Genomic DNA, 17955 nt, shown 5'->3' on the forward strand with positions numbered 1-17955 from the left:
AAAAAAAGAGCCTATAGCCCTTGTAAAATTTCTTCTTTTTCAATTTCTAGTAACATATTGCGAATTTCTTTTTTACGTCTATTTCTACTTGCGTAATAATCATCAATTACCGCTTGTGGCAATATTGAATTATCAATGCTAGCAACTGCTTCAAAAGACATCACTTCGTCAGCAAAACCTTTTTCTACGGCATCTTGAGCGGACATAAACGTTTCATTTCGCATCAAATCCATGATTTCATCTTCCGATAGCCCTGTTTTTGCGACATAGGCATTCACGATAGCTTTATCGCTAGATTTCAGAGCGTTAGAAGCTTTGTCTAGGTCATCGCTATTACCAGACACCCAATTAAAAAGTGCTTTGTGCACCATCATCTGAGCGGTTGGACTCATGACGACTTTATCAGCTCCCATAACAGCCACTGATGCTGCACTTGCAGCCATACCAGTGATTTCTGCGGTTACTTTTCCTTTATAATTTCGCAAAGCCGTATAGATTTCGCTTCCGACAGTGACTAGACCACCATTTGAATTAACTTCCAAGATAATATCGCTATTGTCTTCGGGAAGGTTATCAAAAATACTTTTTGCACTAACGGCTTCCATTCCGTAATAGTCGTAAACTTCTTGAGAGTTATTTGAAATTAGCGGACCTTTAAGATTTATCCTCTTTGGCATTTACCTCACCTCCTTTCCCTTTGATACCAACCTTGTCCTGATATTCTTCTTTTTTGTCTAAAAAGACATAGTTTAGGCTAGACTGGTATCTATCCATATTAGGATCTGTAGATTTTTGCTTACCAAGTTCAACAAGTCCTTGATTAGGTGTCAAGATTTGGTTGTTAACCAATTTGACAATCTCATCAACATTACGACCTGTGACACTCCGTGTGTCAAATTCGATATGATACAGACGTCTGTCCTTGTCATTCAATGTTTTAAGCCCTAATTCGCTTGTGATCGCGTCAAAATAAAAAGGCAAGTCGTTTGTGACATAGTCCTCCATCAGTTGAGCTACAGATTGGTTAGGGCTATTAACGCCAAGTTTATAGCTTGGTACTCGTAAAGCCTTGGCAATCTGAGCGGTTGAAAAATTGTTACTCGTGATTAATTGCAAAACGTTAGTATCAATTTCTAGCGGTGTATATTCCATTGTGCTATCAAATACTAGCGGACTTCCACCAACAGAACCTTCTCGCATTTTTTCAAAGTCTTGTCGCGCTCTTTGCCGTGCTTCTCCACTTAATTGAGCGCCCTTCATGGTTAGAATGCCACTCGAAAAACCATCCTTGAAAAACTTAATTAAAGTATTGATACCACCTTTTTGTAGGTCTATCTCATCACCCAAAGACAGTAAAGGAGACCTACCCAAAATTGTGTCATGGCTAAAGAATTTCCAGTGAATGACATCGTGAGCGAAGCATTTAACCTGTTTCGCTGTTAAAGTATCAGTAAAAGTGTAGATGATTTCATGATTATCCGTTTCCTCAACTGTTGTCTCTGACGGTCTGTAAAACTGAAACTGCAAAGCCTGACCTGTTTTGGGGTCTCGTAAGATACGAGAAAAGGAGTTGCCGGTCAAAATGGCATTGACTGCCATAGCAAATTTCCAAGTCCTAGCACTCGCATTATTTGTGGATTTAACATTTAAAAGATAATTAATATCCTCGTCATGAATAATATCTCCAGTAATATCTTTTTTAAGTAAAGGAAACCTCGCAATATCTCCTGCTATGATGGATGTCGCAGTTAGTACGTCGCTGTTTTTTAACGCCGACACCCCAAGATATTGTTGAGAAACATCACCAGCTAACACCGACGATATGTAGTCATCGTAGGACACCTTTGAACTTCCCAAAGGTTGGAAAAAACTCATAAATTTCTCACCTCCTTTCTAAACCATTAACATCTATGTTCGCCACTTGCGCTTATAATTTTTCTTAATGTAGTCAACATCATCACCAATTGCCTTGATAGCTACTTGGTTATCTAAAGTAGCAGCTTTAACAGTCGCTAACTCTTCGTTTGTTGCCATAGCGTTGTGTTGTACGATTCCTGTTAGCACTGCAATTTGTCTGTCTTGACTCTTAATTGCTTCTGCTTGCATAGCATTTTCTGCAATCAATAACACAATAGCTTGTTCGATTTTGCGTTTTTTCTTAATGCGTTTATTCATTTTCTTCCTCCTATGCTATCTACGTAGATAGCCAAAATAATTAATATAAGGCCACTTGCGATAAAACCAACTTTATCACCAAACAAAAAAAGACCGTGTATTAACAGCCCTAATCCAACTAACAAGATTAATGTATGTATGTTTTTTAAAATAAAACCAATCAAAATAGCGTCTCTCCTCCTAAAATCTTTTCACTTGTCCAGTAACCAGAACCATCAAATGGCTCTAAGTAACAAACTGCATACCCATCAAGAGCAGCATCAAGGGGGTCAATCTTATTGCTATTCTTATTCTTGTCGATTCTCATGCCATTATTATCAGTCTTGATATAGGCATTGTTGACAGCCATGGTCAGCAAAGGGTTACCAGAGTGCTTTATTTTGCCTTTTTTGAGGTCGTCACGGAATTGTTTTGTCGGCATGTTCAAAACCATCGTCGTCTGATTAACCTCAATCAGAGGCCACTCTGGATGCCTTTTTTCAATCATTGTAAGTAATGTTCCAAATTGATAAGGATCAAAACAAATTCCATTAACTTCCCAGTCGTTTGAGTAAACCATCTCTTCAATTTTTTCTAGGACACGCTCATCATCAATAACCCCGCTTTCAAGTGTTGTTATCTCGCAATAACCTTGACGTTCCAGATTGCTATAGGAGACGCCATCTCGTTTTTCCTTGGCTGTTAACCCATATTTGGTAGCAACAAAAGAAAAGCTATCAAGATACCAGTAGTCATCCATCATAATAACTGGTGTGATAGCAAATAAGTCACTCACACGCCCAACATCAACCCCTAACCAAACCCTGCGTTTTGTGGTGTCTGGTTTATCAATCTGAGCAAGTTCCCAAGATTGCTTGTCAATATAGGATTCCTCGCTAGATTGACGCCACATATTAAAGTTTTTAATCAGGACTTTATTAATTTCCCCTGTTTCGAGAGATACTCGTCTACGAGTTCGTAAATAGTCCATAATCTTATCATGTAAAGTTTTAACCTCAAGGATTGGATTGGATTTTATCCAGTTTGATTCATCCTTAATTTCCTCTTCATTATCTTGTTCTGCGACATATCCAAAATAGCCATCATCTACAATTTCTCCATCTAGTATCTTAGTGATGTATGGATACTCAATTGTGTGCATAGGGACATTCAAATCCATCCCTGCCGTCGAAATAATCAAGATAAACGGGTTATCAAGCTGACCTTGACCAGATTCTAAAAGCTCTAGCATTTCATTAGTCTTTGATGCTGCGAACTCATCTAAGACACCGACATAAGGCTCAAATCCATCTACAGCCCCAGTATCTCGACTAAGTGCTCTGATATATGATTCGTCATGTAAGTTTTTAAGCTCATCACGGACAATTTTTGTAGCCTTTCTGACATCAGCGTCCTTCGCTCTGAGAGATGATAACTGCTTCTTTGCCATATCCCAAGCGATTTTAGCCTGCGTTCTATCATTTGCAGTACAAAACAATTGTCTGCTCATAGATGGGTTATGGCCAAACAAAAATTCGTAAAGTAAGATACCAGCTATCAGGATTGTTTTGCCGTTTTTACGAGCAACAGAAATCATAGCCTTTCTGAATCGCCTCAAGGAATGATCTGTTTTCTTTCGCCATCCATACAAATTCCCGATAATGAACTTTTGGAACATCGCCAACGGGTAAGGTTTCCCCGTTTTTACATCTGGCAAAATCTCAATAAAGTTAATTGGATCAGCTGCTTTTTTCGGTAAATAGTCAAACTTAAAATCTTCATTATCTATCCTTTTGAGGTCATTCAAATGTCTTAAACAAGCTTTAAATACTTTCTTACTTGATTTTATCTGTTCATCAACGACCATTTTTGCATAATAAAAAGCATCATCTTTATAGATGTCGCTGATTGCTGAATAATCGTATTCCACTTTTATCACCTACAAACCTATGCGGAATGATTGACCTATCGATTGCTTACAATACCGACCATCTTCTTCGCTAATATACTCCACTAAAAAACCATTATCCCACGGATTGTTTTGGGCGTCATCTGAATCATACTTAACAATTAATTTAGTGATACCATTTATTTTCTCACCGTTGATTTCAACAATTGGAAACTTACCATTTTCTACCAGCTTAACAGAAAATTCTTTAACTCGTTCCATTTTTATCCTCCAAATTTATCAAATATACTCTTGGGTTTTTCCTCTTCTTTAGGAATAAACATTTTCATACGACTATCCACAGTCAAGCCAAGTTGGCTTGCGCTACTTCTGATGTTCGCAGCGGCTTTTTCCAACGTTAAAATAAGAGGGCTTGGTATCAATCCTTTATCTGGATCATTCGTAAAATAACCAACCTCATCTAGTTTTCTACTTGTTTCTTTGTAGATAGCATACCATGTGCAATATAACTCTAATAGTCCTCTATCGAGATTTCTTAGGGGTAGGTTTTGGAGGTCTTCTATGATTCTCCTATACTCGTACTTAGCAACATTATTAAAATGCTCAGGAGGTGTCTTTTGTAACTTTTTAAGACCATCAGAAGCCTTATTTTGCGCGGTTTCTCTCGTTATTTTTTCTTCTTTTGTAAGATGTTTTTTTGTCGTTTCAACTAGCTTTAAATTTCTTCCCATAAGACCTCCTTTACACGAATATTGACAGTTTAAAAATTTCAAAAAGGGAATTTTTTGCACGGAAAAGGGCGCGTTCTTAAGTTTCCGAACAATATAGCCCCGTTTAAAAATGAAGGGGGTAGTTTCCGAATATTAACGTACTGTTGTTAATTTTTACACCCGTTTTTCTATTAATTGTTTTTACGTCTTTCTCGTATCGCTTTACTATCGTTACACGCTTTACAGCTTGCTTGCAAGTTGTTCCAATCTAATCTCTTGTTCCAATCTTTCTTAACTGAGACAATGTGGTCAGTCATAGTAGCTTCCCCGCCGCACATAGCACAAACATAATCGTTTTGCAATAGAACTTGCTTGCTTGTTTCTCTCCACAACTTAGAGTTATAAAACTGCTTAATCTTCCTATCATACTTCCAGCGATTACGATTATAGTCACGATACTCTGCTGATCTATCGTCGTAGTCGACTGTCATCCGTCTACCTCCAGCAATGATTAGCTTCTGCGGCCTCATACCCTAACCTCCAATAAAAAATACGTATTTTTTGCGCATACCTATTGACATCCACCTTGTTTATGTGTATAATATAAGTATAGAAGGTGAGGTAAGCAATATGCCAATGACCCCAAAGCAGATGATAAAACTGCTAAAAAAGAATGGGTTCTACGAAGTCAGTCAAAACGGAAGTCACAAAAAATTCCGAGACAATAACGGACATCAAACCATTGTTCCAATGCACAATAAAGACCTCGGAAAAGGTCTTGAAGATACCATTCTAAAGCAGGCGGGTTTAAAATAATCCGCTTGCCAGATGGTGTGCTTGTCTCACAGTAATCAAAGGAGAATCATTATGTTAATTTATCCAGCTACATTTACACAAGACACAGACTATATCATGGTTACATTTCCAGATGTACCTGAAGCAATTACTCAAGGTAAAGACTTTCAAGAGGCTTATGAAATGGCTGTCGAAGTCTTAGGCTTTGCGCTTGAAGACTATACTGATTATCCAAAGGCTAGCTCCGTTTCCGATTTAAAAGAACAGTATCGTGATTCTGATATTGCTTTAATTGGCATCGATATGGTTGCCTACATGAAAAAATACCATTCCAAAAAAGTCCGCAAAAACGTGACTATCCCTGAATGGTTAAACGACGCAGCTGAAGATAAAAACCTCAACTTTTCTCAAGTCCTTACTGAAGCGCTTGAATTAAAATTACAAGCATAAGAGCCACTTTTGTGGTTCTTTTTTGCATAATAAAAAGCCACCACAATGTGATGACTGAGTCGTCTCTATAACTTTTCTAAAATTTTAACTCCAACTATTTTCTCGCTCAATGGACTAGTTGGGTCGAAAACTATCTTTTTACAGCAAATATAGCTAACTTTATGTAACACTCCCGATTGTAAAAACTCTGGGAAACGTAAATCTTTCGCAACTTCAAAACTATACTCGCCTTCATCAAATGATTGATTATCCGATATTTTTATTTTCCCTGTATAACTATGTGAGTTTAATACAGTTATCTCACCAACTATCTCAAAATTTTCTTCCGTCAGATAAGAGCGTTTTTTAAATAAATCTGCATTATTTGAGTCTAATGTCAAATCTCCTACATCAGAGCCGAAATTAACAGATTCTATCTTCGGATTAATAACTTTAGCTAATTCTGTAAAATGAGGTGCTAAATGTTCACCTAACTCTGATACATAACCTGGGTATTCATAATTATTAATGGTAACATCATTGCCGTTGTTTACAATAACGATTGCTTTATCTCCGTTGTTTTCAATATGCACAGTTTTTCCTTCTTTCTTAGCTGCGGAGACTTTTTTCAAAAAATCAAAAGAGTTTAAAATACATTCCCAAATCAAATCTCCGTGATCTCCAACAATTGGCACTAAAGGCAATATATATGTTTGACAAAAAAGAATAACGTCTGCTTTGAACGAACCGGGTCTAATATCTGATATATAGACTTTGAAATCGTTAGCATTTTCTGCGGTCATTCTACTCTCGTTAATCAAAAACAAATAAGTCTTCTCAGATATTTTCTCGAAACTTTGTAACGATTTAATGAGATATTTTAATTCATATCCTTTGTCATCATCCATTGCTTCGCCTGATATATGCAAAGCAATTCTTTTTTCGCCTTCTGAAGCCATATTCTACTCTCCAAATTTTTTTATCACTTTAATAATACTATTAACAAAGCCCTTACACAATAGGTATAATAGGCTTTTTGATAAAAATATGGAGTTTGCATTAAATGCAACAGGAACAGTCGGAATCGAACCGACTTACAACCGTTGTCCCCACTAACCACAAGCAAGGTTGCGACCCTTGGTTTTGGACTTGCGGTTAATATGTCGGTTGGCACTGTCTTGTCCAACCTTGACATCGACTTAGCAATCGCTAAGCCTTAAAAAAGCCCCATATCAGAACGTATCTGCCTTTAAAGGAATGGGGGGATTGTCTTTTCCAACTGTTTCCAATTTGGAAATAGCTGGTATTGAGACGGCAGGATTCGAACCTGCAATATCATAAGATGCGTGCACATGACATTTTCTCACGTCTCAACAACTCTCTTCACATTTGCGACTTACCCGACCGGTTCAACCGAGTAATTTAACACCTTTAACGCAAAGCTACTAAGCTTTAGTAAAATAACAAGTTTGACCGTAGTTAAAGTTGGCGACTAAATAAAATAGTCAGTTGGTAAAATGGTTATCTCTTCTTGTTATTTTGCTATACTACAATATTAACACTGTAATTAGTATTATGTAGTATCAATTTGTATCTAATTAGTATTTTTTAGTATCAATTCCAGACTTTCCTTACCTCTTCTGACAAACATAAAGTATTTATTACGATTACCTATGTTCAAACGTTCTCTGGCTCTCTCATAGTCCCCATCACAGTCAAGATAGGTCGTTAGTAAAACGTGACTCTCACAAATGCCCATGCTTTGCACAATCAAATTAGCCATTTCTTGTCGACGGTCTTTTAAACGCTCAATCTGATCACTATAATAGCTAACCATATGCAGCATCTTTATGTTTTTGTCTTCCTGTGATTGTTTAACCCCACCAGACACTCGCATATCGGACCACTGAGGAGACTTAACAAGCGACCGACTCATTAGGTTAGCGTCTCTTTCAAGGGTCTCTATGAGATGTGGGATAGTCTTTAATTCTTCCAAAAAATTATTAGCTTTTGTTGTCGGAATGTTGCCCATCTAACTCTCCATTCATGATATAATATTGTTAGGAATTTTTAATCATGAAGGCGTTCTGCATGGACGTCTTTTTGTTTTGTGGAGAAAAGCCCTCTCTTCCTTTTTATTTTGACACAGGCGCAGTATGTCAGTGTTAGCGCCTTGCATAATAGCCAGTGACCGATAACCAGCGTTAGATTTTGTTTTTTTGGTCAAGGAGATTCTTATCACATCCTTTTTTAATTAATTTCGGTCTACACCTTACGAACCTTTGACAATTCGCAAGGCTGATAAAAGATTGAAGGTTTCTAGGGTAAGTTTAAGGACGATTCCAGGTCCTACCCCCACAGAGCCACTGCAGGCTCTTATGCGCTTGCGTGGGGTTATAAATCTGTCAGTGGCACCCACGTAAACTGTGGGAACTGCTCTGCTTCTTGGCGTTTAAGCAACGCAGCGTTTAGTGGGTTGCGTACCGTCCAGACAAAGCCATCATCAAATACCATTTTTACGTATTCAATTCCTTCCTTGTCAAGCAACACTCCTAATTCTTCAGTCATCTGTTACCTCTTTCTTTAACACTTTTGACAGCGCAGAGTGACTTTCGTATAATAAGTCAAATGTTGCATCAGGGTTAAATATCATTACTTCAAAGTCGTTCTCACATTTATCAATTAAATCACTTAGCCTATTTACTAAATTTTTGATTTCTCTTTTATTCATTCCGTCACCTCAATAACTTCGTAATTATCGTCATCAAATACATTAAAACCTGATTCTTCTAAAGCTTTTCTAGTGTGGCTAGCATTAAGAGATAAAGTACTAATTCCGTTAGAAAATAACCAACATTCGCTATTCTTATCAAAATTTAAGTAATTTTGGTTAGGGCTTAGTCGTTTATCTCTGACTTTGTACAGCTTTTCTTTTTTGACTGTGTAGCCGTAAATAAGAGCGTTAACTAAATCTTTCTTAATTTTTCCCCCGCAGTTATAAAGAGTTTTCATTTCTTTGGTTTTACTATCTTTATATTCCAATCCATTACCCCAGCCTTGCCTTGTAACATGATAGAGTTGATTAGGTAAGTTGTCGGGAAATTCTTTCTTCAATCCTTCTAGCCAATCCGCCACAAACTGCGGAATTTCTGGTTTTGGTTGGTCGAGTGTGTCAAGCAAGGCTTTTACCTTATGGGCTGGAATCATTGGAATCTTCCAAAGCTCATCACTATCTACTGACGATTTGTCTACTATTTTTTTCGCTTCTTCAATGTTCATTTTGTACCTCGGTTAAAATAGTTTTAATTGACTTCTGTATTTATTTATTCTTTCGCTGGCCAACGTGTAGATACTACTGTCTAACTCGCACCCAACATAATCAAAACCAAGCTCTTCGCATGCTATCAAAGAGCTAGCTGAGCCTACGTGAGTATCTAAAATTTTGTCACCATCCTGAGCATAATTTTGCAATAGCCAAAGATAGAGATTGACTGGTTTTTGTGTAGGGTGGATTCTAACCTCATTTAGAGACTTATTCCCTTGCTGAAGGTGACCTTCCGATATTGACTTACCTTGCATCATGCCATTCCACATATAACGAAACAGTCGCACGCTATCGTAAAAACTGCAATAAGCTATCTCGCAGTCTGAAAAACTAGACTGCCCATTGACCTTGTCCCAAACTATACGTCCCGAGCTAAAATGATAATCATAGTAATTGACACCCCAGATAATTTGATTTTTGGATACTCTGAAGAGTTCATCAAAATACTTCTCATCTGGAACATGCCATTCAGAAGTCTTGCCGTATAAACGTTTGACGCCTATAGGGCTAACCTTGCGACCATAGTAATTTCTTTTTTCGGGACCTGAAAAATAAGGTGGGTCAACAATAGCTAATTCAAAATATTTATCAGGGTACCTGGCCATTAACTGCATGCAGTCCTCATTAGTAAACAATCTCACCCTCCAAAATTGTAATATAACTCGTATTTATTCAAAACGTCATACGCTTTTGAAATAAATCCTAAATAGTTAATGTCTGCTTGAAACGTTTGTATCAACATCAACTGGCTAGCAAGATGGTTTTCTAAATGATCAAGGACCAACTTATCCAATTCGCTATTCAGTTCATCAATGTTAATCTCTTCTTTTTCAACTTCAATCCTGATTTGTTCCCAATTTTCGTGATTGATTTTCCACTTGTCTGATGTTAATTGCTTTTTAGCTTTACAGTCATATAGTTCTCGACTGCATTCATCAGTCGTTTTTTCTTTGTCAATAACGATAAAAATTACTGAGATCGGTGTATCTTCAAAAGCATTCTCAATCGTATTTAATTCTAGCAATTGATTTCCAATTAATTCTCTCATTTTTGATTCAAGCGAACGATAAGCAATTCCAGGGAACATAATGTAAAATCCGTAGCGCTTTGAATATTCTAGCGACTTTAGTAAAAAGATGTCATCGACTTTCCCTGACTTTTTCCAAGGGAAAAGCTTTTGAATTTTCGCTTTAGCTTGGTCTGACTGCTCTTTAAACATTAGCGAAAACGGTGGATTCATGACAACAGCATCGTATTTTTCTGTTTCATTGTGCAAGAAAAAGTCATTGTTAATCACATTTGCACTTGGAAAATTTTCTTGTAAGACTTCGCATGCTTCACTTTGAATTTCCACCGCTGTAAATATTGACGGTTGGATAAATTGCTCAAGTTGCCCAGAACCACCTGCTCCATCAAATACAGACGGATTATCACCACAGTATTTTTTAACTTTTTCAGCCGTGTATTTACGTAATTCAGCACCAGTGATATACTCAGCAAATTTATTAGCTTTTTTGCGGTTATTGTGTTCTTTCATCTATCCCCCGTTTCCAGTTTTTTTTCGAAGTAAAATTTGCCGTCAAAAGGTTTTATACTAACAATTCCGTAATCGGCACCTAATCGGCTGATAAATGGTTGCATGATCCTCTCGTGTACTGTCATAATTTGCTCTCTAAACTTTTCTAAAGTAAGTGTTGACTTATAAAAATTGCATGATTGGCAAGCTGGCATATAATTACTGATGTCATCAGCTCCACCATTCCTAAATGGTATCAAATGGTCAACTCTTAACGTTTTAATATCAAGCATTTTTCCACAATAGGCACAGTGACAGTCATATTTTTTAAGTACTAGTTGCCTAGTTTTTTTGCTAATCGATTTACGTCTCACACTATCCCCCATTCCCGGTCAATTCCGCAATCCGTTTAGTCTGTCTAGCTCTATCCTCACTAGCACGTTTAAGCTGCTTTTGTGTCCTGCTTAGCTGAGCGCGTAGTCCGTATATTTGTGGCTCGTAGTAATTTTTAAGTGATATGCCAAGCCCTGATACGACAATCAGCATAATAGCCAAAAAAGTGATGATATGGTTTCGTCTGCTGATCTTCTGCTCTTGCTGAAACATTGTGTCAACTAAACAGTCAAGTATTTCTTGTTCTTCAATCATTCTTCCACGCTTTCCAATAGGCTCTCTAATTTACGCACCAAAATATCTTTTCGAGTATCTAATTCATCTACATCTCGTTCTAATTCGTCAATTTCACATTGGTAATCGTCAATCAAAAGATCTATGTCATTGATTTCATCTTCTATTTCTTCAATTAATTCTTCTTTTCTCATTCATCTACCTCTCTCAAAAAATATTCCGTCGATCGCTTATCATTAGCTAGCTCTAGCCGTCTAATAAACTGCATCGCTTCTCTTTTTGTTGCGAACTCATGCTCTGTAAACAATCTCTTGTCATAAACTATGTAAGTCGCTGTAATGCCTTTGTTGTAAAACTCTCACAACGTGTTTTTTAGTAATCATTTTGCTCTTTCATCCAGACAGCTAACATCACACAATAATTAGCCATGTCGTTTAACGTGTCTGAGAGGCTCTCTGAGACGTTTTGTTTATTTTTGATAAGATTACACACCCGATTGTATTTATCGGCTATACGGACGATTCCAGCGATGATTCCGAGGTCGTCAAGCGACTTTTCAAAAGAGTTTCCGTAATCTGCGTTTTTTGCTAAAAATGTTTGATAGTTTTTATCAAATGCTACTTGCATTGATTCTGGATTAATTTTATCTGTCATCCTTTTACCTCTCTCAAAAAATCTATAATCAATTTACACTCGCTCTTATTTGGCAATATTTTGCGTTTTAAGAGCGCTTTTAGCTTCCAAGCATAAATACCTATCTTGTCTGCTAAAACTTCGTCAGACACCTTTGTTTTGTCTCTACGGGCTATTAATAATTCCACTACATCATAAGGCAACAGATTATTGTAAGATTTAGGTGTGTATTTAATATCTTTATTAAACTGCCTGCGTCTTTTCATAGTCCCATCTCCCATGCTTTAGTGAGTGCATCCATACGCTTGATTTTTTTGACAAGCTTAACGTTACCATAATTTTTAAACATCCACTTTTCATAGATTTCGTCATCCTCGTCCGTCTTTTTTTGTTTAAGACGGTAAGACTGCTTAATTAAGGCTACCATTTCCTCAGTCGTGTAGATTTGTTTAAACCAGTCCAACACGTTCGGAGGTGGCAATCTATTAAGATTTTTATAGTATTTGACAGATTTATACACTCTGTCAGCTTCTTCTGGATCCGTGATTATAATGTTGTCGTCTAAAAACGCTTTGATTGACGGCTCCATTTGTTTGTAAAAATCATCTACTAGTGTCATAATTCGTTTATTTCCACCTCGATTCTGGGATTTGGACTATATATCTTCCGTGTAGTGTGCTCGACAATGATGTTGTCATCTATCCACACAATTTCCGCTTTTGATATACTGTCGTATAATGCTTTTTCAAGGTTGTCCAAATCGGGCTTATTTGGCACATATAAGCGCTCATTTATGTAGTCTTGATACTTTTGTTTAGTCTTATCCCTAGCACGCTCTGATGGCTTTTTAGACATCAATTTCGGTGCTTTTAGATAAAAGGTGACATCATTCTTTATACTGTCATCAAAATAAGGTCCATCATAATTGTTTTTTACGTAGTCTGTGACTTGTTTCCTCCAAGCCATCATATCTTTGTCTTCGTAAGCCCCGCTCCATCTGCTAAAGCGTGGGCGCTTTTGAGGTTTTGGCTCAATCGGTATTGTAAATTTAACCACTACTCCTCCAAATCGTCGTCATATCCGATGAACACTGCGTGTCTGCCGTTAGGTTTTCTTTTTTTATATGATGGCGACGCCATAAACGTGATAGAGTTGGCTAAAATGCCCAGCCTCTCTGCTAGCTCATGTTTTGTGCCAATATCAACAAAAACGTCGTCATCGTAGACCGCATATATTCTTTGTCTGCGTTTTTTTTGCTCCATAAGAACTCCTCTTAGAATGGAAGATCGTCATCTGAGATATCCATCGGGTTTGAATTACTAAATGATTGACTGTTATCGTTCTGCGAAGAGTTGCCTTGTCCAGATTGTTGATTGCGACTTTCCAACACTCGGAAGCTTTCTGCGACAACTTCCGTCACATAGACACGTTGGCCTTGTTGATTTTCATAGTTACGTGTCTGAATACGCCCTGTGATGCCGATTAAAGTACCTTTTTTAGCCCAGTTTGCTAGATTTTCGGCAGACTGTCGCCAAATCACACAGTTAATGAAATCCGTTTCTCGCTCTCCGTTTTGCTCTTTAAATCTGCGGTTTACCGCAAGTGTGAACGTAGCTACAGCCACTTGACTTGGTGTGTAGCGAAGTTCGGCATCCTTGGTCATGCGACCTACAAGTACAACATTATTAATCATTTTTTAGTCCTGCTTTCTTTTTGAGTTTATTAATCAATTCGTCCGCTGAAACAATGTGTTCCGTATGCAAATCTTCTAGTGCCTCCACTTTTAAAGTATCGGTTAGCCATTTTGTTAGCTCTTCCACGCTTTGGTTTTTGGCTTTTGCAATATCGCTTAGATCAGATTTATAAGTCTCTACTTGGATATTGCTTATTTTAGGAGTTTTAAAAGTTGCCTCTTGTGTCTTTTTTTGTTCTTTGCGTTGCGTATCTTCTATAGCAATCGCATCTACATCTTCCTCGCCAATTCCAAACAGCCCTTGCAAAGCATACTTGCCTGCGTACGAGCTCACTGCACCAGTCCATTGCGGGACTTGCATTTGTTGTATCTGCTTAGGCTCTCCTGTTTTATAGTCTTTAGTATTTAAAACAGGCACACTGTCTAGTTCAGCATATCTCGTTGCTTGGTGTTGTTCATCACCAAGTCTAGCAGTTGCTGTTGCTTTGATAAAAATTCTACCGATCAATTCCACCAACTCGTCAGATACCGTCAATTCCCATCCGCTATTTAGCGTTTTAAAGTGTGTGAAAATATCTTCTGCATTGCGGAAAGTATATTTCACCCCTTGTTTTGTCGTTTTTGTTATTTGCATCTTTGTCTGCAGTTCTGCAAAAGTCATGCTCATTTACTTCACCTGTAAACTTTCTGTTTCGATTAGTTCAACTCCAAATATATCAATCCCAGATTTCAAAGCTTTTGAGATTTCATCTTTTCTTGGTTTGTATTCAATTTTTTCTTGCATGTAATCAAGAGGAATTTTTGTTTCGTCCAAAATCTCAACTTTTTTACTTCTCCGCAAAGACACCTTAAATATTCCAGCGTCAACTTTTTTCTTTTGGCTCAATCCCATTGCGTGCCTGATCGTCTCTTTGTATTTTTCCGCTTTTGCTTCCGCCTGTTTTTGCTTTTTATAAAAAGCTTCTTTTTCGGCTTTATACATTTCGGCATCAGCCTGCGCATTTTTTAACATTTTGACAAAATACTCAATGTTATTTTCCAAGTCTGACTGGAAATCGATGCTGTCAAGTGTATCTTGGAATATTTCTTCGTCTAAATCCATTGACTGTAATTGTGCGTAAATACCTTCTAACTCGTATAAATAAGCCATGTTATTTCTTCTTTCTGTGTTTCAGTTGCCAATTTTCGGCTTTTAATCTATTGTTTTCCTGGCTTAGCGCTATGACCCTATTTTGTAACTTGTCTATCTCTTGTCCTAGCAAAGCTTGGACCTCAAAATAGTTACTCTCCCAGTCTTCGCTAAATTTAAAGTCATCGAACTTGCTCATACAACCCCTCGACGGCCGCATGTATGTCTGTTTGACCTGCGCCAAGATAGGTAAAACCCGCTGCCAAAAAGACTTCTTGCGCAGTTAATATTCCACCGAATTCATCAACTGCCTGGTAAAGGTAGATACTAAACGTTCCAAGTTCTTGTTTAGCTCTTAATTTTGCTTTTTCTACTTGTTCTGGTGTCATACTTCCTCCTAAATCGCATATTTCTTGCGCAATTGCCGCAATAGTGTCACGTACTGTGATTTATCAACTAGCCCAAAATCAAGCAGCTTCTCACGCTCTTGATGGCTTGCTCGGTACCAGATAAGCGTCTCTCTATGTTGTTTTGTCATAACACATTCTCCTGTTTATATCGCTCTATTCTCAACCGGTCTGCTTCTGCTGTTGTAATGCCAAGCCCAAATGCGTATAGGTTGATAGGATTTAATACAGGTTTAACCCCGTTTGCCTCTTTTCCTTTTTGGCAATACTCGACAAATTGGTTAAAGGTCTCTATACTGGCCTGCTTGCCATACATTTTTTTAAGCAAGGTATTGAACCCACTAAAAATCTCCTGATCCATCTGGTACCTCACTTGGATTTACTTTTAAATCATCATACGTCGGATCTTGGTAGTCTGGATTCGACCAGCTAGGGACGTTGGATTTACGTGAAGTAGTTGTCAATGTTTTTGATTTTTGTTGTTCAAACCCTTCTTGCTCTTGATTAGCTTGTTCAACGGTTGTAAAACCTTTTTTCTTCCAGTTATCTAGAATGCTAAAAGTGTAAGCAGGAGCCACTATTCCTTGTTCAGTTGTTCTAGTGATGGCTAACTTGACTAAATCCATATCCATCCCATCAAGACCGATATAATCTAATAATCGCTGAATATGATTTTCATTTGCTTTTAGCCCCTCAGCTCTGACAAATTGACCAAAATTGAGATTTGATTTTGGTGGTGGCGGAGTATATCCTCCTCTATCCTCCTCTAATCTATTCTTATCTAACCTATCCTTATCTAATCTATTCTGTGGTACGTATTCGTTACGAAGCTGGTACGACTTTGTATCGTCAACAATTATTTGGCTCTTTTCCTCTGTGTAAACAGTAGGTTTGTACATATCTTTTCTAATGACATTATGTATTTTCCAATCTTTAATAAGGATAATTCCGCTATCAAAGTTCAAAACGAATTTTTTTGATAGCAATACATTCATATCGTCGTTCCCTGCGCCAACATTTCTCATTATCCGCTTAGGTGAATCTACAAAACCATCATCGTCTGCATGCATATTAAGATGAAAATACAAGTTTTGCGATGACGCTGGCATGTCAAGAAAACGATCTGTGTCAGTGATTATATTGCTAAACATCCTTTTTTGTGCCATTTATCCTCCTAACTTGTAGTCCACTAGTGTGATAAAGTGGTTCAACTTCGCTTTATCTCTTGTTTCTAGTTTGCTTTTGTCAATCTGTTTTAGTAAGTAGTTAACGCAGAATTTTTTAATCATCTTCTAGCACCAATCCCTCTAATCGCTTATCATAGCTAGACACAAACCACTCTTTCAATTCCTTGTAAAGTTCTAGTGCTTGGTCGTATTCCTCTTCTAGCAATTTTCTGTTTTGTGTCTTGCCGAAAACACTAAGAACAAGTTTTCGGATATTGTCGTGAACATCTCTAGCCGCAACATCACTGTAAGAAATAATTTCGTTATCCGTACCAAAATAATGAGGGATTTGATTAAAGACGTTTTTAGTTGGGTTGTATCCACCAGCTTCGTTGAATTTTTCAACAATCTTAGGATATTTTTCATTGATCGGAATCAATTCATCATCAAAGCTGACATCTTTGAATAGTCCTTGTGGTGTACGTTTTTCTTTCGCTTGTTTCATGCGCTCGGCTACTAATTCATTTAATTCTTCTTCAGTTAATGTGTAAGTTTTCATACAGTCCTCCTATTTTTGGGTACAATAAAAACCCTTATCTAAACGACAAGGGCGCAAAAAATACCCTTGTCAGGTTGACTGAAAAGGGTACACATGATAATATATTTGTGTACCTGTTTTCAGGTCGGGGACTCTGTAACGTATCAGCTCGCCAAAGTAGATTACGTTGCAGGGTCATTTTTTATTTTAGGTCGTCAACAGCTTTTCTAATAACTTCAGACGTGGTAAGATTGTTCTTTTGAGAATAGTCCTTTATTTTTTGACTTTGCTCATCATTAAACCTTATCGTCACACGAAGATTCTTAGGGTCAGTTGTCGGGCGACCTATTTTTCGTTGATTGTCAGTCATAACTCCTCCTTTCGTCTGACATAATTATTATAACCCTTTTGTCAGACATAAGTCAACCCCTAAATCAAACTTTTTTAATATTTTTTCAAGGTACCCTATTCAGTTGTCAAAGGACTATGTGGTTTCTACCAAACCTGCTTGCCAGGCAAACCATGCAACTGGTTATATCTACGTGTACCAGCTTCCCAACCGTTGTTTTCAATCGTCCATTTTGGTTTTTCTTCCTGTTTTTTTGGTTTCGCAAAAATAAAATCTAATAGTTTCATGTTATACTCCAATTTCTGTGATACCACTCGATGACTAAATCTCGTGGGTATTTTTCCCGACCTCCCGTTTCAATACGTGGGAAATCTTTGTGGCTGTTAAATCTTGCGTCAAATGTTTTAGGGTCAACCCCAAACATCTTACTAACTTGCTTTTTATTGAGTTCTAGCGGATAAATTTCCGTCTCATTGTTAATCATTTTCATGACTTTGACCTTGCGATCAATAAGGCCTGCTTCAAACTCATCTAGCATTTGTAATAATCTGCTATCCATGATAAAATTACCTCAT

The 17955-nt window shown here is 37.5% G+C and carries 36 protein-coding genes and 1 pseudogene; 2 read left to right on the plus strand and 35 right to left on the minus strand.

Annotated elements, in window-relative coordinates; genetic code table 11:
• Positions 1-11 precede the first annotated feature (11 nt).
• From FQT67_RS08575 to FQT67_RS08605, 8 genes are all read right to left on the minus strand, one after another.
• Positions 12-677: a head maturation protease, ClpP-related gene (locus FQT67_RS08575; protein WP_046176820.1), complete on the minus strand. Its 666-nt coding sequence runs from the start codon at positions 675-677 to the stop codon at positions 12-14.
• Positions 655-1875 (minus strand): phage portal protein, encoded by a 1221-nt coding sequence (locus FQT67_RS08580; RefSeq protein ID WP_003055341.1) that lies wholly within the window; start codon positions 1873-1875, stop codon positions 655-657. The genes FQT67_RS08575 and FQT67_RS08580 overlap by 23 nt, the downstream gene beginning before the upstream one ends.
• Positions 1876-1908: 33 nt before the next feature.
• Positions 1909-2175 carry a hypothetical protein gene (locus tag FQT67_RS08585; protein ID WP_003055359.1) on the minus strand — a complete coding sequence of 89 codons (267 nt, stop codon included), beginning with the start codon at positions 2173-2175 and terminating at the stop codon, positions 1909-1911.
• Positions 2172-2339, minus strand: coding sequence for a hypothetical protein (locus tag FQT67_RS10815; protein WP_023080038.1), 168 nt, complete (start codon positions 2337-2339; stop codon positions 2172-2174). The genes FQT67_RS08585 and FQT67_RS10815 overlap by 4 nt, the downstream gene beginning before the upstream one ends.
• On the minus strand, positions 2336-4090 hold the full coding sequence (locus FQT67_RS08590) for a terminase TerL endonuclease subunit (protein ID WP_046176888.1): 1755 nt from the start codon (positions 4088-4090) through the stop codon (positions 2336-2338). The genes FQT67_RS10815 and FQT67_RS08590 overlap by 4 nt, the downstream gene beginning before the upstream one ends.
• A gap of 3 nt (positions 4091-4093) precedes the next feature.
• Entirely contained in the window at positions 4094-4324 is a 231-nt protein-coding gene (locus FQT67_RS08595; protein ID WP_046176821.1) for a hypothetical protein, read from the minus strand.
• A gap of 2 nt (positions 4325-4326) precedes the next feature.
• Positions 4327-4794 carry a phage terminase small subunit P27 family gene (locus FQT67_RS08600; protein WP_023080043.1) on the minus strand — a complete coding sequence of 156 codons (468 nt, stop codon included), beginning with the start codon at positions 4792-4794 and terminating at the stop codon, positions 4327-4329.
• Positions 4795-4964: 170 nt separating this feature from the next.
• Positions 4965-5303 (minus strand): HNH endonuclease signature motif containing protein, encoded by a 339-nt coding sequence (locus tag FQT67_RS08605; RefSeq protein WP_046176822.1) that lies wholly within the window; start codon positions 5301-5303, stop codon positions 4965-4967.
• Between the two features lie 100 nt (positions 5304-5403).
• Here FQT67_RS08605 and FQT67_RS08610 point away from each other — a divergent pair, with 100 nt between their 5' ends.
• Positions 5404-5589 (plus strand): type II toxin-antitoxin system HicA family toxin, encoded by a 186-nt coding sequence (locus FQT67_RS08610; RefSeq protein ID WP_001132273.1) that lies wholly within the window; start codon positions 5404-5406, stop codon positions 5587-5589.
• 51 nt (positions 5590-5640) lie between these two features.
• Positions 5641-6018 carry a type II toxin-antitoxin system HicB family antitoxin gene (locus FQT67_RS08615; protein ID WP_046176823.1) on the plus strand — a complete coding sequence of 126 codons (378 nt, stop codon included), beginning with the start codon at positions 5641-5643 and terminating at the stop codon, positions 6016-6018.
• Positions 6019-6083: 65 nt separating this feature from the next.
• Here the strand turns inward: FQT67_RS08615 and FQT67_RS08620 are convergent, their stop codons facing one another.
• From FQT67_RS08620 to FQT67_RS08735, 27 genes and pseudogenes are all read right to left on the minus strand, one after another.
• The gene (locus FQT67_RS08620) at positions 6084-6956 is read right to left on the minus strand and encodes a hypothetical protein (protein ID WP_053042313.1); all 873 of its coding nucleotides are present in this window, start codon (positions 6954-6956) and stop codon (positions 6084-6086) included.
• A gap of 635 nt (positions 6957-7591) precedes the next feature.
• Complete coding sequence (locus FQT67_RS08625) at positions 7592-8029, minus strand: DUF1492 domain-containing protein (RefSeq protein ID WP_003052405.1); 438 nt, start codon at positions 8027-8029, stop codon at positions 7592-7594.
• 362 nt (positions 8030-8391) lie between these two features.
• Positions 8392-8565: a hypothetical protein gene (locus FQT67_RS10820; RefSeq protein WP_158001801.1), complete on the minus strand. Its 174-nt coding sequence runs from the start codon at positions 8563-8565 to the stop codon at positions 8392-8394.
• Positions 8558-8728 (minus strand): hypothetical protein, encoded by a 171-nt coding sequence (locus FQT67_RS10825; protein ID WP_172453886.1) that lies wholly within the window; start codon positions 8726-8728, stop codon positions 8558-8560. Before FQT67_RS10825 ends, FQT67_RS10820 begins: the two co-directional genes overlap by 8 nt.
• Positions 8725-9276, minus strand: a complete 552-nt coding sequence (locus FQT67_RS08630; protein WP_053042314.1) for a DUF1642 domain-containing protein — start codon at positions 9274-9276, stop codon at positions 8725-8727. The genes FQT67_RS10825 and FQT67_RS08630 overlap by 4 nt, the downstream gene beginning before the upstream one ends.
• 12 nt (positions 9277-9288) lie before the next feature.
• Positions 9289-9963, minus strand: coding sequence for a DNA methyltransferase (locus tag FQT67_RS08635; protein WP_046176824.1), 675 nt, complete (start codon positions 9961-9963; stop codon positions 9289-9291).
• Positions 9960-10859: an N-6 DNA methylase gene (locus tag FQT67_RS08640; RefSeq protein WP_046176825.1), complete on the minus strand. Its 900-nt coding sequence runs from the start codon at positions 10857-10859 to the stop codon at positions 9960-9962. The genes FQT67_RS08635 and FQT67_RS08640 overlap by 4 nt, the downstream gene beginning before the upstream one ends.
• Entirely contained in the window at positions 10856-11212 is a 357-nt protein-coding gene (locus tag FQT67_RS08645; protein ID WP_261308905.1) for an HNH endonuclease signature motif containing protein, read from the minus strand. Before FQT67_RS08645 ends, FQT67_RS08640 begins: the two co-directional genes overlap by 4 nt.
• A 1-nt stretch (position 11213) precedes the next feature.
• Positions 11214-11486 carry a hypothetical protein gene (locus FQT67_RS08650; RefSeq protein ID WP_080937715.1) on the minus strand — a complete coding sequence of 91 codons (273 nt, stop codon included), beginning with the start codon at positions 11484-11486 and terminating at the stop codon, positions 11214-11216.
• On the minus strand, positions 11483-11659 hold the full coding sequence (locus tag FQT67_RS08655) for a hypothetical protein (protein WP_046176827.1): 177 nt from the start codon (positions 11657-11659) through the stop codon (positions 11483-11485). Before FQT67_RS08655 ends, FQT67_RS08650 begins: the two co-directional genes overlap by 4 nt.
• Positions 11656-11848, minus strand: a pseudogene (locus FQT67_RS10980) (hypothetical protein). Before FQT67_RS10980 ends, FQT67_RS08655 begins: the two are co-directional and overlap by 4 nt.
• The gene (locus FQT67_RS08665) at positions 11838-12119 is read right to left on the minus strand and encodes a nucleotide modification associated domain-containing protein (RefSeq protein WP_046176828.1); all 282 of its coding nucleotides are present in this window, start codon (positions 12117-12119) and stop codon (positions 11838-11840) included. The pseudogene FQT67_RS10980 and the gene FQT67_RS08665 overlap by 11 nt, the downstream one beginning before the upstream one ends.
• The gene (locus tag FQT67_RS08670) at positions 12116-12364 is read right to left on the minus strand and encodes a hypothetical protein (RefSeq protein WP_046176829.1); all 249 of its coding nucleotides are present in this window, start codon (positions 12362-12364) and stop codon (positions 12116-12118) included. The genes FQT67_RS08665 and FQT67_RS08670 overlap by 4 nt, the downstream gene beginning before the upstream one ends.
• A complete protein-coding gene (locus FQT67_RS08675; protein ID WP_046176830.1) occupies positions 12361-12717 on the minus strand; it encodes a hypothetical protein in 357 nt (118 codons plus the stop codon). The genes FQT67_RS08670 and FQT67_RS08675 overlap by 4 nt, the downstream gene beginning before the upstream one ends.
• The gene (locus FQT67_RS08680; RefSeq protein ID WP_046176831.1) at positions 12714-13154 is read right to left on the minus strand and encodes a RusA family crossover junction endodeoxyribonuclease; all 441 of its coding nucleotides are present in this window, start codon (positions 13152-13154) and stop codon (positions 12714-12716) included. Before FQT67_RS08680 ends, FQT67_RS08675 begins: the two co-directional genes overlap by 4 nt.
• The gene (locus FQT67_RS08685; protein WP_046176832.1) at positions 13154-13360 is read right to left on the minus strand and encodes a hypothetical protein; all 207 of its coding nucleotides are present in this window, start codon (positions 13358-13360) and stop codon (positions 13154-13156) included. Before FQT67_RS08685 ends, FQT67_RS08680 begins: the two co-directional genes overlap by 1 nt.
• Before the next feature lie 11 nt (positions 13361-13371).
• Complete coding sequence (gene ssb, locus FQT67_RS08690) at positions 13372-13791, minus strand: single-stranded DNA-binding protein (RefSeq protein ID WP_046176833.1); 420 nt, start codon at positions 13789-13791, stop codon at positions 13372-13374.
• Positions 13784-14458 (minus strand): ERF family protein, encoded by a 675-nt coding sequence (locus FQT67_RS08695; protein ID WP_046176834.1) that lies wholly within the window; start codon positions 14456-14458, stop codon positions 13784-13786. Before FQT67_RS08695 ends, ssb begins: the two co-directional genes overlap by 8 nt.
• Positions 14459-14941, minus strand: coding sequence for a siphovirus Gp157 family protein (locus FQT67_RS08700; RefSeq protein WP_046176835.1), 483 nt, complete (start codon positions 14939-14941; stop codon positions 14459-14461).
• Positions 14942-15102: 161 nt separating this feature from the next.
• Positions 15103-15309: a hypothetical protein gene (locus FQT67_RS08705; protein ID WP_046176837.1), complete on the minus strand. Its 207-nt coding sequence runs from the start codon at positions 15307-15309 to the stop codon at positions 15103-15105.
• 8 nt (positions 15310-15317) lie between these two features.
• On the minus strand, positions 15318-15458 hold the full coding sequence (locus tag FQT67_RS08710; RefSeq protein ID WP_000166038.1) for a hypothetical protein: 141 nt from the start codon (positions 15456-15458) through the stop codon (positions 15318-15320).
• Positions 15455-15688 (minus strand): hypothetical protein, encoded by a 234-nt coding sequence (locus FQT67_RS08715; RefSeq protein WP_046176838.1) that lies wholly within the window; start codon positions 15686-15688, stop codon positions 15455-15457. The genes FQT67_RS08710 and FQT67_RS08715 overlap by 4 nt, the downstream gene beginning before the upstream one ends.
• A complete protein-coding gene (locus tag FQT67_RS08720) occupies positions 15669-16493 on the minus strand; it encodes a DnaD domain protein (RefSeq protein ID WP_046176839.1) in 825 nt (274 codons plus the stop codon). The genes FQT67_RS08715 and FQT67_RS08720 overlap by 20 nt, the downstream gene beginning before the upstream one ends.
• 115 nt (positions 16494-16608) lie before the next feature.
• Entirely contained in the window at positions 16609-17052 is a 444-nt protein-coding gene (locus FQT67_RS08725; protein WP_046176840.1) for a hypothetical protein, read from the minus strand.
• 181 nt (positions 17053-17233) lie between these two features.
• The gene (locus FQT67_RS08730) at positions 17234-17401 is read right to left on the minus strand and encodes a DUF6290 family protein (RefSeq protein WP_027970310.1); all 168 of its coding nucleotides are present in this window, start codon (positions 17399-17401) and stop codon (positions 17234-17236) included.
• Between the two features lie 125 nt (positions 17402-17526).
• Entirely contained in the window at positions 17527-17667 is a 141-nt protein-coding gene (locus tag FQT67_RS10830) for a hypothetical protein (protein WP_172601565.1), read from the minus strand.
• Positions 17664-17939, minus strand: coding sequence for a DNA-binding phage protein (locus FQT67_RS08735; protein ID WP_046176841.1), 276 nt, complete (start codon positions 17937-17939; stop codon positions 17664-17666). Before FQT67_RS08735 ends, FQT67_RS10830 begins: the two co-directional genes overlap by 4 nt.
• Between the last annotated feature and the right edge of the window lie 16 nt (positions 17940-17955).

Source organism: Streptococcus sp. NCTC 11567, from assembly GCF_902141215.1.
Classification (GTDB): Bacteria; Bacillota; Bacilli; order Lactobacillales; family Streptococcaceae; genus Streptococcus; species Streptococcus dysgalactiae.